At 55.8% G+C, this 13,492-nt stretch carries 11 protein-coding genes and 1 pseudogene; 6 read left to right on the top strand and 6 right to left on the bottom strand.

From position 1 onward, the window contains the following. The first annotated feature begins 91 nt into the window (after positions 1 to 91). The 3 genes and pseudogenes from QA648_RS32380 (at position 92) to QA648_RS32390 (ending at position 3,018) form a co-directional block, all read left to right on the top strand. Positions 92 to 1,555, top strand: a complete 1,464-nt coding sequence (locus QA648_RS32380) for an aldehyde dehydrogenase family protein (RefSeq protein ID WP_283054579.1) — start codon at positions 92 to 94, stop codon at positions 1,553 to 1,555. Positions 1,556 to 1,787: 232 nt separating this feature from the next. Then, positions 1,788 to 2,038: pseudogene (locus QA648_RS32385) on the top strand (hypothetical protein); the annotation flags it as partial. Positions 2,039 to 2,334: 296 nt separating this feature from the next. Next, the gene (locus QA648_RS32390; protein ID WP_283054580.1) at positions 2,335 to 3,018 is read left to right on the top strand and encodes a YjjG family noncanonical pyrimidine nucleotidase; all 684 of its coding nucleotides are present in this window, start codon (positions 2,335 to 2,337) and stop codon (positions 3,016 to 3,018) included. Between the two features lie 320 nt (positions 3,019 to 3,338). Here QA648_RS32390 and QA648_RS32395 read toward each other — a convergent pair whose 3' ends face one another. The 6 genes from QA648_RS32395 to QA648_RS32420 all read right to left on the bottom strand — a co-directional run bounded on the left by QA648_RS32395 (position 3,339) and on the right by QA648_RS32420 (position 8,976). Next, the gene (locus QA648_RS32395) at positions 3,339 to 4,058 is read right to left on the bottom strand and encodes a GntR family transcriptional regulator (protein ID WP_283054581.1); all 720 of its coding nucleotides are present in this window, start codon (positions 4,056 to 4,058) and stop codon (positions 3,339 to 3,341) included. A 40-nt stretch (positions 4,059 to 4,098) separates the two neighbouring features. After that, positions 4,099 to 4,842, bottom strand: a complete 744-nt coding sequence (locus tag QA648_RS32400) for an ABC transporter permease (protein ID WP_260305417.1) — start codon at positions 4,840 to 4,842, stop codon at positions 4,099 to 4,101. Then, positions 4,842 to 5,489: an ABC transporter permease gene (locus QA648_RS32405; protein ID WP_283054582.1), complete on the bottom strand. Its 648-nt coding sequence runs from the start codon at positions 5,487 to 5,489 to the stop codon at positions 4,842 to 4,844. The genes QA648_RS32400 and QA648_RS32405 overlap by 1 nt, the downstream gene beginning before the upstream one ends. 95 nt (positions 5,490 to 5,584) lie before the next feature. After that, positions 5,585 to 6,397: an ABC transporter ATP-binding protein gene (locus tag QA648_RS32410; RefSeq protein WP_283054583.1), complete on the bottom strand. Its 813-nt coding sequence runs from the start codon at positions 6,395 to 6,397 to the stop codon at positions 5,585 to 5,587. Next, the gene (locus QA648_RS32415; protein WP_283054584.1) at positions 6,394 to 7,308 is read right to left on the bottom strand and encodes an ABC transporter substrate-binding protein; all 915 of its coding nucleotides are present in this window, start codon (positions 7,306 to 7,308) and stop codon (positions 6,394 to 6,396) included. Before QA648_RS32415 ends, QA648_RS32410 begins: the two co-directional genes overlap by 4 nt. A 444-nt stretch (positions 7,309 to 7,752) precedes the next feature. Further along, positions 7,753 to 8,976: a phosphopentomutase gene (locus QA648_RS32420; protein WP_283054585.1), complete on the bottom strand. Its 1,224-nt coding sequence runs from the start codon at positions 8,974 to 8,976 to the stop codon at positions 7,753 to 7,755. Positions 8,977 to 9,548: 572 nt separating this feature from the next. Between QA648_RS32420 and QA648_RS32425 the strand changes: the two genes are divergently transcribed. From QA648_RS32425 to QA648_RS32435, 3 genes are all read left to right on the top strand, one after another. Beyond that, a complete protein-coding gene (locus tag QA648_RS32425; RefSeq protein WP_283054586.1) occupies positions 9,549 to 10,571 on the top strand; it encodes a BMP family ABC transporter substrate-binding protein in 1,023 nt (340 codons plus the stop codon). Positions 10,572 to 10,581: 10 nt separating this feature from the next. Beyond that, positions 10,582 to 12,147: an ABC transporter ATP-binding protein gene (locus QA648_RS32430; protein ID WP_349254335.1), complete on the top strand. Its 1,566-nt coding sequence runs from the start codon at positions 10,582 to 10,584 to the stop codon at positions 12,145 to 12,147. Positions 12,148 to 12,353: 206 nt separating this feature from the next. Then, positions 12,354 to 13,250, top strand: coding sequence for an ABC transporter permease (locus QA648_RS32435; RefSeq protein WP_283054587.1), 897 nt, complete (start codon positions 12,354 to 12,356; stop codon positions 13,248 to 13,250). The last annotated feature ends 242 nt before the right edge of the window (positions 13,251 to 13,492 follow it).

Genomic DNA, 13,492 nt, shown 5'->3' on the forward strand with positions numbered 1-13,492 from the left:
CGCGGGGAGGGCATTCCTCCCCGCGTCCCCCAGCTCAACGGCGCGCTTCGTGATCGTGCTGTTGAACAACTTGCACAACGGTGGATACGCTATGGTCAGCTCCTTCAATCCAGATCTCATCGAATTGTCGCTTGGCCATTGGATCGGCGATAGGCTCGTTCAGGACGATCCCGAGATTGAACTCCAACGTCCCTCGGATGCGGTGAAATATGCATCGTGTCCAATCGCTAGTGCCGAAATGGTGGATCGGGCGATCCTGACCGCCAAGTCCGCTCTTAAATCCAGCGGTTGGGGCACCTGCCGGCCGCGGGAACGAACGGAAGCGCTCCACTGCTGGGCCGACCTCATCATTGCCGAAGGCGAGAAGCTTGGTCAGCTGGAATCCGTTTCATCTGCTCGCCCGATCTCCCAGTCGATCTCGATCGACGTTGCGGTGACTGCCGAACAGATACGCTTCTTTGCTGAAATGGCCGACAAGGAGGGCGGGGACGTCATCCCGACCGATGGAAACCATCTTGGAATGAGCCTGAGCGAACCCTACGGCGTCATCGGAGCCATCACGCCCTGGAACGTGCCATTGTCGATGGCGGGGTGGAAAATGGGCCCCGCGCTTGCTGCAGGAAACGCCATCGTCCTCAAACCTTCGGAACTGACGCCCTTCTCCACGCTCTACATCGCCCAACTCGCTGTCAGAGCCGGAATTCCGGCAGGCTTGGTTAACGTTGTGCTGGGCGATGGACACACTACCGGGACCAGCCTCATCGCGCATCCCGACATCGCCAAAGTGAGCTTTACCGGATCGACCGCCGCCGGCGGGGCGATCATGAAAACAATCGCATCGACGCAAATCAAACCGATGACGCTCGAGCTCGGAGGCAAGAGCCCCCAGATCGTCTTTTCTTCCGCCGACTTGAAGGTCGCGGCCCGCTGCGTTGCCCGAAGCATCTTGCTCAACGCCGGCCAGACTTGCGTCGCCGGCACAAGGCTGATTGTCGACCGGCAGGTTTCGGACGAATTTCTCGATCTTCTCTCGGTAGCCATGTCCTCCTACCAGGCAGGTCCGACATGGGACGCAACTAGCGACTATTCTCCAGTGATCTCCGAGCGTCAGATTGCAAGGGTTGAAACCATTGTGGACGCGGCGGTTTCGCAAGGCGCAGAAGCGGTCATTGGCGGGAAACGTATGGACCGGCAAGGCTATTTTTATCAGCCGACGATTCTGAGCAGAGTGGAAAAAAACTCTCCCGCGCTTGTTGAAGAGATCTTCGGTCCGGTCATTACCGCCCAGACCTTCAGCGCCGAGGAGGAGGCATTCGAACTCAGCGATCATCCGACCTACGGGCTTGCGGCTGGCGTTTTCACCAAGGATTTGTCGCAGGCAATGCGGGCGGTCAAACGCGTGGAAGCAGGCACGGTGTGGGTCAATCGCTACGGGCGATCACGCGACCACATCCTTCCGACCGGGGGCTTTAAAGCGTCCGGTATCGGCAAAGACCTCGGGAAAGAGGCCTATAAGTCGAACCGCCGGCAAAAAAGCGTTCTGATCGAAATCTGAGATGGCGCTGTGGCTAATGCGATGGCAAATGCTTGCGAAATATCGGAAAGGCTCCTCGGCTTTCCGTCCGTCGTCGGCTCTGACCATGCGCCGATCGTATCTTAGGATTCAATCAGAAAAACCGGAGGCGTCTTGCCAGTCTGTTCCCCAACTGGGCTGCGGTTTTGCTGCTGGTTCCGATACTCACTTCTATCTCCCACATGTTTTGACCGGTCTGACGACGTCTCGGGTGGCGGCCTTGGTTTTGCGGCGGCGAATTGCCGGATTGGCGAGGCGCGTCATGTTCCTAACGATCGAGGACGTGGCCGGGCCCGCCAATGTGCTCGTTTGGCCGATTCTGGTCGAGCGGCGCCGGTGCGTCATGCTGGAGTTAAGCATCATGCGATAAAGCACGGATCCAGAGAGAAGGCGAGATGGTCCCACCTCAGCGCTCAGCAACTCTTCGATCTTTCGGGCGATTTCTCAGGCCTTGCTGACCGTGAAGGGCGGCGTTCAAACAGGCCACGGGCGAGCTTCGCTAGCCAACTGGGGATCTTTGCGACACCTAATGCAAATATCCTGCAACAAGTGAGCCCTTTTTACCGCGCGATCGTCATTCGACTTCTCATTATGGATTTTCGGTAATATCGATCCGCTAAGCGGCTCGCGATTATGCGGTTGCCAACTCAATGCATTCTAATTTTGCAGATTTGGATACATTCCGCTATATTCGCCCCCAATCGTCGGATGCTTATCCTCCATCGAGAGTGACGAATGCACCGCTCCTTTTTGGATTGAAAATGAAATACCGCCGCTTTCTCTTCGACCTCGATGACACGCTGCTCGATTTCAAAGCCTCCGAGCGGCTATCCTTTAGCCGCGCTTTGTCAAGCTTGGGGATTGGTGATGAAGACGAAGCGTTGTTCGCCGACTATCAGAGGGAAAACACGCTGCTCTGGTTGGCGTTCGAGAAGGGAATGGTCCGAAAGGAAACCTTGAAAGTCGAGCGCTTTCGGCGGGTTTTCGTGCAGCACGGTATCGACGCGGATCCGGACACCGCAAGCGCACGCTATCTGCAGTTCCTGCCGGAAACTGTTGTGCTGGTGGAGAGCGCGGCCGAAATCTGCGAGTTGTTAGCAGGAATAGGCGAGGTCGGAATCATCACCAACGGGATTGAGGCGGTCCAAGTGAAGCGCATCGAAAGCTCCGGTCTTTCCCAGTGGCTCAGCTTCGTCGCGACATCGGAGACGTGCGGCTTTGCCAAACCGGACATTCGGTTCTTTGAATACGCGGCAAACAACTTCCGAAGTTTCAATAAGAAAGAAGCAATAATGGTCGGTGACCGACTGGATGCGGACATTCTTGGGGCAAACCAATTTGGTATCGAGAGCTGCTGGTTTAACCCGCTGCGCGCGGAGAACCGGAGCTTTGCGGTGCCAACGCTTCAGATAGCGCGACTTAGCGAGATTTCTTGCTGGGGATAATGTCGTGACAAGTCAGCTCTCGGTTTTAGAGCTATCTGCCAGGCCGAAGAGGGCGATTGAAGGCGCCTGCGGTCATTGCGCGCGTGGATTCATGCACCGGTGGGAGTTGTTGTCCCTTGCTAAGGCAGGCAAAATCATCCGGGTACGAATTCCAGGAAGCGGACCAAATCATTTGAACCGTCATTGCCTCTTCGTGCACTGAGACACGGCTGTCAGGCTAAAATAGCACTGCTCGGCAGTAGCGAAGCCCGTTGACCAGGTTTCCCACGCGTCGAAGTCCAGCCGAGTATACGGCCGGCATGGCGCGTCCGTAGCACCTTCTAGTAAACGTCCATTGTTCTCGTAAGCCGGGCTATGAAATCAACCATATCGTCCCCAAGAAGATTGAGATGGTCAATCGCAGCTGTCGAAGCAGCCAAAGGGTCCTTAGCCGTTATTGCATCGATGATTTTTCCGTGCTCGCCGATCGTGGCTGCCATGCGGCCCGGAAGGTAGGTCACGTGCCTGCGATACACCGAGACGCGGCGGCGCAGCATTCTCGTCTGGTCGGCAATAAACTCTGTATGCGAGGCATCATAGAGAAGTTCATGGAACTCCGCATTGATCTCGTAGAAGCGATCGGGATTGTTGGAGTCGAGTTCCTCTTCAAGACGCTTCTGAATCTCCAGCAGCCGTGCGATTTCATCTGGAGTTGCACGCCTTGCAGCGTATTTGGCACACATACCCTCCAGGTTAGCCATCGTTTCGAACATTTCCATCAATTTTGGAATTGAAATGGCCGCGACTGATACGCCCTGCCTAGGACGCATCTCAAGCATCCCCGTGGCAATAAGTGCTTTGATGGCTTCGCGCATTGGTGTGCGCGAAACCTGAAACTGCTCGACCAGTGCGCCCTCATCGATGCGAGCACCGGGTGGAAGCCGACCGGTGATTATCATCTCCTCTAGAGCTTCGCGCAGTTCGTCTGATCGGCTCACCTTTTGACGGTTCTCGCTTTCGCTAACGCCTTTTGGCGATCGAATACTTTCTTTTAAAACCATCGGTCTGATTTCCGCTTGCTCGATGAAAGTCTCGAGTAGCTTAATCCCACCAAATGAACCTCTTAAGCAAGCCCGCCAGAATGCCATACAGAATAAGACTTGCCACCGAAGATAATACAACCGCCGACCAGACCGTGATGGAATCAATCTGCGAGGTTGCACGGTAGATCGTCTGACCGATTCCGGAATAGGCGCCCAACATCTCCGTTACGATGACGACCACCGTGCTTCGCGCGAAGCCGACTTTTAGTCCCGTCGCAACTGAAGGGAGTGACGCGGGGAACCGCAGGCGTGCCAGAACCGAAAGCGACCTAGCCCCGAAACTGCGGTAGAGATCGATGTGTGCGGGCAAAGGACTGTTCAGACCCGCCAAGGTATTGACGAGCACCGGAAAGCTGACGCTCAGTGCCGCGATCGCTATTTTCGAGCTGACCCCCACTCCAAACCAAATAAGGGCGAGCGGTACGAAGGCGACCGTTGGCACCATATTGATCATGACTGCAAGTGGCATGACGGCGCGCTGGAACGGCGGGGCCAGGACAAACACTATAGCGGATCCTATCCCGATCGCCGATCCGATAGCGAAGCCCGCCAGGGTCTCTCCGATTGTGATGGTCAGGTCGCCAAGCAATTCCGAAGCCTGCGAACCCACAAATCCAGCTATACTTAGCGGAGACGGAAGAACGAATGGCTGAATGTCGAAGGCAATGACAGTGAGCTGCCAAGCCGCGAGCGCGACGAGCAGTGTCCCGGCTGCGGGTAAAAGGGAAGCAGCTTTGCGCATCACTCGCTCCTCCACCAGATAAAGTTTCTCTCAAACAAGGCGATGAGACCGTAAAAGGTACCACCGACGAGACCGGTCGTTATGATCAATACCCAAGTTCGAAGGACGTCTTCGAAATAGAGGGCTTGGAGAAGCATGACGCCGAGCCCTGTCGTGTCTCCAAACCACTCGCCGACGATTGCGCCAACGAGGGCAAGCGAGACGCCTGTTTTCAGGCCAACGGCAATATTCGGAAGGGCCGCGGGCAGTTCCACTGAACGGTAGGTCTTACAGCTTGACGCTCCGAAACTGCGAAATAAGTCAATGCGCTGCGCGTTAACGGCCTTCAATCCCTGAAGGGTGTTCACCGAGATAGGAAAAAAAGCGAGGAAGAAAGAAATGAACACCTTCGCAAGCAGAGTATTCCCGAACCAGATGACCACGATTGCGCCAAACGCGACGACCGGAATCGTCTGAAGTGCGACAAACAGCGGTAGAACGGCTCGCTCAAGCAATCCGACTTTCGCAAATAAGGTTCCCCAGATTACACCAGCACCCGCCGCCAGCCCAAAACCGAGAAGAGCTTCGAGACCGGTCCGCCCGATTGCTGCGACGAGCTCGGGCATTGCCATCATGGCATTGCCCACAACGGCGCCGAGCCCCGGCAAGTATCGATCCGGTACCGAGGCGAGTGGTACGATGAACCACCAGACAAGGATGAGGGCAATCGGAAAGATCGCCGATTTCGTGAGAGATCCTGCTGTCATGACCGCTCCGTATCAAACGTCTTCCGGCTTTCCTCCTCGACGACCTCCAAGAGGCGTCTCTTGATTTCGCCAAACTCGCTCGTGGTGGCCAATGTGGCGTCTCGCGGCCGGGGCAGATTGATCGTCTCGCTGTATTTGATCGAGCCGGGACGAGTCGACATGACGGCGACTTTGTCTCCCAGCAGGACCGCCTCATCGATGTCGTGCGTGATGAACAGCACGGTTCGCTTGTGCCGCGCCCAGATATCGAGCAGCCACAGCTGCATCATGGATCGAGTGAGTGCGTCGAGCGCGCCGAATGGCTCGTCGAGCAGAATGAGGTCGCGCTCGAACAGAAAGGTCCGCATCAGGGCCACTCTCTGCCGCATACCTCCAGAGAGTTCGTGGGGGTACTTGTCCTCAAAGCCAGCAAGCCCGAATTCAGGAAAGAGTGCCCTTGCCCGTTCGCGCGCCTCTCTCCTTTTGACGCCTTCGATTTCAAGCGCGACAATCGCATTGTCGAGCACTGTTCGCCAAGGGAGAAGCAGGTCACGCTGGGGCATGAACGAGACTTTCCCGAGCAACTCGCCATGACCCTGGGTGCGGCCGTCAATCACGATCGATCCATCTGCATCCGGCGCGAGGAGGCCGGCAATCATGTTGAACAGGGTGGACTTGCCACTTCCCGACGGACCGATCAATGTTATGAACTCTCCCCGCTCTAGGGAGAGTTCAACGCCTTTGACCGCCACGACGGGGCCAAATCGCTTACCAAGATTGACAAGCTTAAGGTGTGGGGTCGGCTGGACCTCTTTTACGAAAGCGTTCATAGGCGCTTGTCCTCCGCCGGAACCTGGTCCCAGAACCGATTTGTGAATGCTGCCGACACATCCTGCGGGGCTTTGAGAGCTTTAAATCGCACCAGGCTCTCATTGACTGCTTTTGCGGCATCAAGATCCACGTAACCGATGCCTTTCGTCTTCGTATCTCCAGCTGTTGCCAGCTTTGCGTATTCCGCCATCATTCGGACCTGGTGTTCTCTGTTCAACGCGGTCCCATGTTTCAAAATGATGTTCACGGCGTCGTCCTGATGCTCGATCGCGTCTTTCCAGCCCTTGAGTGTGGCGTTGAGGAAAGCCTGCACGATTTCAGGTTTTTCCTTGATCGTCTCCTCGGAAGCGATGATGGCGCCGTCTTGACCACGCACTCCATTTTCGTCGGCACGAAATACCTTCACCGGAATATTTTGCTCCTGAAGAGACAGAAGCTCGTTGTAGGTTGTAACCGTGGAGATGTCGTACTTTCCATCAATAAAAGGCTGCATGGAGAAAGGTTGCGATACGACTGTCTCTTTCGATGGATCGATACCTGCATTCGTCAGCGCGGTGTATAGCTGATACTGCGATCCCGTGAACCATGCCGACATGGTTTTGCCGGCAAAATCCTTGACCGAGTTGATGCCGGCGTCTTCCTGGGCGACGAAAGCATAGGGTGAGGTAGCCAGGGTCATGCCGATCGTGACGATTGGAAGGTCCTTCTCTCGGGCGAAGAGAATGGCATCAGTCATGCCAGTGATCGCAAAGGTATCGGCACCGGAGGCGACCATGGTTTCGGCGTTGACGTTCGGACCGCCGGGATTGATCTTCACGTCGAGCCCGGCGTCCTTATAGAAACCTTTGTCCAAGGCGACATAGATGCCGGCGAACTGGGCCTGCGCGACCCAGCGCAGGCGAACCGACACCGCTTCTTCAGCAGCGGCGGGAGAAACGGCGCCAGCGAGGGTGATCGCGGCGACGGCAAATGCGGATATCATCTTTAGTTGTTTCATTGTTCCGTCCTCTGGATACGATTTTATGCATTTTGTATTTTTATTTTAACGTGACAAGATCAGCGCGAAACGTCAAGGCAGATTTGTAGGCGGAAAGTACTTTTTATCGTACAGATACTCTAAGTGCGTATCCTAGCTATAATAATCTGTATCCGAAAATATCGAAAGTGGTATATTTATGATGCGCGTGGACTCGGGTCGGATGTCCAAGAGGTCGGTTTGGCCCATGAGCCTCCTAAACAGGATTGCTTAGCGCTCCGCTGCGAAGCGGACCGGCATGGAACGGAGCTGGCGAACCTATTTAATCCGATTATGAAGCTTCCGATTGAGGATGGGCTGCCCTTTGCCCGCGTTCCATCAACACGGAAGGAAGCTTCTCCCGTGATTGCCAGGTGGAAGCTCCAGCCAACTGGCAATGCTTTCGGCGATATCCGCGAAACTGTCTCGGACGCCTCCGGTGCCTGGCTTTATCCGTTGCGAGTAGCACAAGATTGGAACCTGCTCTCGCGTGTGATCGCTCCCGACCCAGGTCGGATCGTTTCCATGATCGGCGGTTATAATCAGGAGATCGTCGGGCTTGAGTCGCTCAAGCAAGGTAGGTAGAGCAGCGTCGAAATCCTCCAGCGCTTTCGCATAGCCTATAACGTCGCGGCGGTGGCCGAACTCCTGGTCGAAGTCGACAAAATTCGTCACAATAAGATCTCCGCTTTGCGCATCCGCCAGAGCCTCGAGAGTTCGATCCATAAGGCGTGTGTTGCCAGATGCCTTCAGAACATTTGTTACGCCGCACCCTGCGAATATGTCGGAGATTTTACCGACCGCGAAAACCTTCGAGCCACTGTTCTTTACGCGGTCGAGGATGGTCGGCTCTGGGGGCTTGATTGCGAAGTCACGGCGATTGCCGGTTCGCTTGAACCCGTCTCTTTCGTTTCCGATGAAGGGCCTTGCAATCACGCGGCCAATGCGCATCGGCGCTGTGACCTGGAAGGCAGCTGCGCACACCTCATACAACTGTTGCAGTCCAAACGCTTCCTCATGCGCGGCAATCTGGAGCACACTATCGGCTGAGGTATAAAATATCGGCAACCCAGATTGTACGCTCTGCGCGCCATACTGTTCTATCACCGCCGTACCTGATGCATGGACGTTGGCAAGAGTGCCCTTGATCTTCGCCCTTGCACATATGTCTTCCAAAAACTCGCGTGAGAAGGCCGGGATTGTTTGAGGAAAATAGCCCCATTCTTCCATTGCCGGAACACCAGCGATTTCCCAATGTCCAGAAGGAGTATCCTTTCCTTTCGATTGCTCACGGCCGACAGCATAGAATCCAACAATAGGCTCAGGCGAAAAGCCGATTGGCAGTTCTCCCGTCGAAAGCAGGGCTGCCGCGCCGAGGCCAAGCGCATTAAGGTGCGGCAGTCTGAGGCGGCCGGACCGCACACCCTCTGCATCGGCTTTGCCATTTGCTGCGTTGCGCGCGATGTGACCCACCGTATCGGCACCGAGGCTGCCGTAAGCTGCGGCGTCGGGGGCGCCACCAATTCCGACACTGTCCAGGATGCAAAGTATCGCGCGTGACATGAAATCTCTCCATTGCACTTTTTCATTTGGTTTTTCCCGAAGGACTTCACCACTCGACTTTGGTTCGTGTCTGCTTCGACCCTCGGACGGCGAACACATTCACTCCGAGGCTCCCTGGCTGGACATGCTGACATGCTCTCATCTTGGCATGAGCGTCCTTTTACGATGCGCGCGTCGTCATTCGACCGCCTGTGCTCGGGCGCTCTTTGTCTAAGATGATGCGGGTCTGCTAGACCGAGTGCTTCTTGCCGCAAAGCACATCAACACCAGGCCACGGGCTTCTGATGTTCACATCGGTGGACATCCAAGTATCGGAACGGAAAGCGCGAGTCCAGTATACTGAAATAAATAATTTGCATCCATTTTGTGGCTTATCCGGGGGATTGAAATACCCGGCCCCTTTTGTCGAGTAAGGATTGGGCGCCTGGTCTTTTTGACGGCTGATGCGTTCGCGTTTTTACCAAAGAATGAATATATGAATTGCATTTTTGAATACATTATAGTAGATATTGGATAATGAGCTGATTGGAGGCCCGCTGACAGCGGTCGGACGGCTCGAGCAGGGAGTTAAAATGTACATCTATAAACCTTTCGTCGGCGCGCTTCTTGCTGCCGGCCTTCTTTCCGGTCCGGCTTTCGCCGAGAACAAAATATCCGCATGCGAACTCACCGATACCGGTGGCGTCGACGATCGTAGTTTCAATGAGACGGCGTGGCACGGGATGCAGCGCGCCGAAAAGGAGCTTGGGATCGGCGCCAAGGTCGTCGAGTCGCCGTCCGAGGTGGACTTTGAACCCAACATGACATCCGTGCTTGGTGGCAAGTGCGATGTCATTGTGACGGTCGGCTTTTTGTGGGGAAAGGCCACGGAGAAATTCGCCAAAGCAAACCCTGGCCAGAAATTCTCGATTGTCGATTACGCCTACACGCCGCAACTGTCGAACGTCCGCAGTCAGACCTTTGCGACCGATGAGGCGGCGTTCCTGGCCGGATACCTCTCGGCAGGGATGACCAAGACCGGTACGATCGGCGTTTTCGGCGGCATGAATATTCCGCCGGTAACAATTTTCATGGACGGCTACGTTCGCGGCATTCGCTACTACAACGCGGTCAAAAAAGCCTCCGTGAACGTTCTCGGATGGGATCCAGACAAGAAGCAGGGGTTGTTCGTCAATAACTTCAGATCCCTCGACGACGGTCGCACCTTTGCGCAGAATCTCTACGATGAAGGGGCGGATATCATCCTTCCGGTTGCTGGAACGGTAGGCCTTGGCAGTGCGGCACTCGCCGACGAACTTGGTCCCGACAAGCTGAAAATTCTCGGAGTGGATGCTGACATGTATCTTACGAACCAGAAGCTCGGCCGCGTCTATCTGACGTCGATTATGAAGCGGATGGACAACACCACCTTCGAAGTCCTCAAGGATGCAAAGGACGGCAAGTTTGCCGGCGGAGAGCAGCTCGGTACGCTCGCCAATGGCGGCGTTGATATCGCCCCGTTCCATGACATGGAAAGTCAAATTCCCGACGATCTGAAGACCGAACTCGCAGAAGTGAGAGCGCAAATCGTGTCCGGGAAGCTCAGCGTCAAATAGGGACGATCATGTGGGAGGGATTTTCCTTTCCAACCGTATCGCGAAACTCATGATTATCACGCTCGACAAAATCACGAAGCGCTACGGCAGCTTCGTAGCCAACGAAGATATCTCGTTCTCCGTCAAACCCGGGGAGGTACATTGCCTCCTCGGGGAGAACGGCGCCGGCAAAACGACTCTGATGAACGTCATCTACGGTCTCTCTCCCGCCGACGGAGGACAGATTTTCGTTGACGAAAAGCCGGTAACATTCGCAAGTCCGAAGGACGCGATCAATGCCGGGATTGGTATGGTTCACCAGCACTTCATGCTGATCCCCGCTTTTACTGTGGCTGAAAACATAATTCTTGGTCAGGAGCCGACAAGGGCTGGCGACCGTCTGGATCTTAAAGCCGCCAGGCGACGGGTACAGGAGATCAGCACGCAGTTCGGCCTCGGTGTGGATCCCGATGCCAAGATCGAGGATCTTCCAGTTGGCGCGCAGCAGCGCGTGGAAATCGCCAAGGTCCTCTACCGCGCGGCAGACGTGATGATTTTCGACGAGCCGACTGCTGTGCTCACTCCGCAGGAGGTGGAAGGCTTTTTCAATATCGTTCGCGGTCTTCGCGCGGCCGGCAAAGCGATCCTTCTCATTACTCACAAGCTCAACGAGGTGATGGAAATCGCTGATAAGATCACCGTTCTCCGCCATGGACGCGTGATAGCGCAGGCTGACCCCGCGCAAAGCTCTCCCCAATCGCTTGCCAACATGATGGTCGGTCGTCCGGTCACGCTGCAGGTCGAACGTCAAGCTGCCAGGACAGGGCAGCCTGTTCTCGAGCTGCGCGACGTGTTTACTGTCGATGAAACCTCGAAGACCTGCCTGTCCGACATCAATCTAAAGGTGAGGGCGGGGGAAGTTGTCGGGATCGCGGGCGTCCATGGGAATGGTCAAACCGAGTTGATCGACGTCGCCGCGGGTCTATTGCCGGCGGCAAGCGGCAGTGTGTGGATAAACGACCGCTATGCAGAAAACTTCAGCGCACGTGGGCGTCATGAGCTAGGTCTTGCGCACATTCCGGAAGACAGGACGCATTGCGGTCTCGCACTTTCAATGTCGATTGTCGAAAACTCTGCCCTGAACAGCTACTACGAGCGGCGGTTCTCCAAAGCGGGGCAAGTTGATTGGCCAACGATCAAAGATACGGCCCAGGACCTAGTTCGGCAGTTCGATGTTCGCACAAAGGACGTTGAACTACCTGTGTCGTCGCTGTCGGGCGGAAATCAACAGAAAGTCGTAATCGCGCGGGAGATGAGCCGCCCTATCAAGGCACTCATTGCGGCGCAGCCGACGCGCGGCGTCGATGTGGGCTCAATCGAGTACATTCACAAGCGGATTGTCGAGGCCCGTGACCAGGGTATCGGGGTACTGCTTGTTTCCACCGAGCTCGACGAGGTTCTGGCTCTCTCCGACCGCGTGCTCGTGCTTTTCCAAGGGCGCATTGTCGCCGAATTCGAAGGTCGTCCCGACAATCGCGAGATGATTGGCCTGGCAATGGCGGGGATTGCGCCCGCGCACAAGGAGATGCGCCCATGAGTGCTGAAGCAACGATGTCTTCGCGAACTCAACGGACAAGTGGCGCGCTCGGATCCATTCTCTTAATCGTCGCAGCACTTTTTACGGCGCTTATCGTCGCTACCGCAATTATGCTTGCTTCAGGCGTGTCAATCGTCGATGCCGGCAGAGCTCTGCTTGCCCTCCTCGAGGGTGCCTTTGGATCTCCGCAGTCGCTGTCGGAGACCTTGGTCGCAGCGACGCCGCTTATAATCGCCGGAGCGGCATTTATCGTCGGAGCAAAGGCAGGGCTTTTCAATATCGGGCTTGAGGGACAACTTCTTGTCGGCGGCATGGCCGGTCTCATCGCCGGCTTTAGCCTTCCAGGATTGCCACTCGTCATTCATCTTCCGCTGGCGCTTGCCTTCGCGTTTGTCGCAGGAGGGATATGGGCTGGATTTGCAGGATGGATGAAAGTTGCGAGTGGTGCGCATGAAGTCATTACGACGATCATGCTAAACTTCCTTGCGTTGCGCTTGGTCGAGTTTCTCCTTCGCCATCCTCCCGTCCAAAACCCGGAGCGTGCCGACCCCATTTCAAAGTCCGTCCTGGACTCTGCCGCGCTACCTCCGATCCTCGCATGGCTTGATCCGTCGCTTCGCGTCAATTTCGGCATTCTGCTCGCGCTGTTGGTTGCCCTTGCGGTCGGATTTTTACTATGGCGAACCAAGCTTGGCTTCGAGATCCGTGTCATGGGAGTGAGTCCCCGGGCCGGCCGCGTCGCGGGAATGAACCCGGCAAGGACGATTATCCTCTCCATGGTGCTCTCCGGTGGCATTGCTGGATTGGCTGGCGCCAGCCTCACCCTTGGCGTGCTCGGCCGCGCCACGCCTGACTTCACCGCCGGTTTGGGATTTGAGGCGATCGCAGTTGCCCTGCTTGCTCGTCTCCACCCGGTTGGCGTCGTATTTTCGGGAATTTTATTTGGCGCCCTAACGGCCGGCGGCCGCTACATGGGTGTTGTCGCTGGAGTTAGCATCGATTTGGTGACCGTGATTCAAGCGGTCGTGCTGCTCTGCATTGCAGCTCCAGTCCTCATCAAGCGCCTCTATCCATTCATTTTTTCTTCGGCCAAGGAGGTCTGAAATGTCGTCAATAGCTCGAGATGCTAAGGTCGAACTGAAAGCCCCCCTGGATTCGGCACTCGTTCGGCGCAATCGACTGATTGGATTGCTCCTGATATTCATGGCTGTCGCCATCACGTTTACTCTAGTACTACAGTTGTAAATGACCTCGTTTTCTATAGTGGGCGAGCATGGCCTGCGCCTGATGGTTTCGTCGCCAGAGAGACCAGGCGAGAATGAATCCCCGCTTTGCGGGCTTTCGC

The sequence above is a fragment of the Rhizobium sp. CB3171 genome, from assembly GCF_029714265.1.
Classification (GTDB): Bacteria; Pseudomonadota; Alphaproteobacteria; order Rhizobiales; family Rhizobiaceae; genus Rhizobium.

Coding starts and splice junctions, on each gene's coding strand:
- QA648_RS32425 (WP_283054586.1), top strand. CDS start 9,549: ATGTACATCTATAAACCTTTCGTCGGCGCGCTTCTTGCTGCCGGCCTT.
- QA648_RS32420 (WP_283054585.1), bottom strand. CDS start 8,976: ATGTCACGCGCGATACTTTGCATCCTGGACAGTGTCGGAATTGGTGGC.
- QA648_RS32390 (WP_283054580.1), top strand. CDS start 2,335: ATGAAATACCGCCGCTTTCTCTTCGACCTCGATGACACGCTGCTCGAT.
- QA648_RS32410 (WP_283054583.1), bottom strand. CDS start 6,397: ATGAACGCTTTCGTAAAAGAGGTCCAGCCGACCCCACACCTTAAGCTT.
- QA648_RS32400 (WP_260305417.1), bottom strand. CDS start 4,842: ATGCGCAAAGCTGCTTCCCTTTTACCCGCAGCCGGGACACTGCTCGTC.
- QA648_RS32380 (WP_283054579.1), top strand. CDS start 92: ATGGTCAGCTCCTTCAATCCAGATCTCATCGAATTGTCGCTTGGCCAT.
- QA648_RS32395 (WP_283054581.1), bottom strand. CDS start 4,058: ATGGTTTTAAAAGAAAGTATTCGATCGCCAAAAGGCGTTAGCGAAAGC.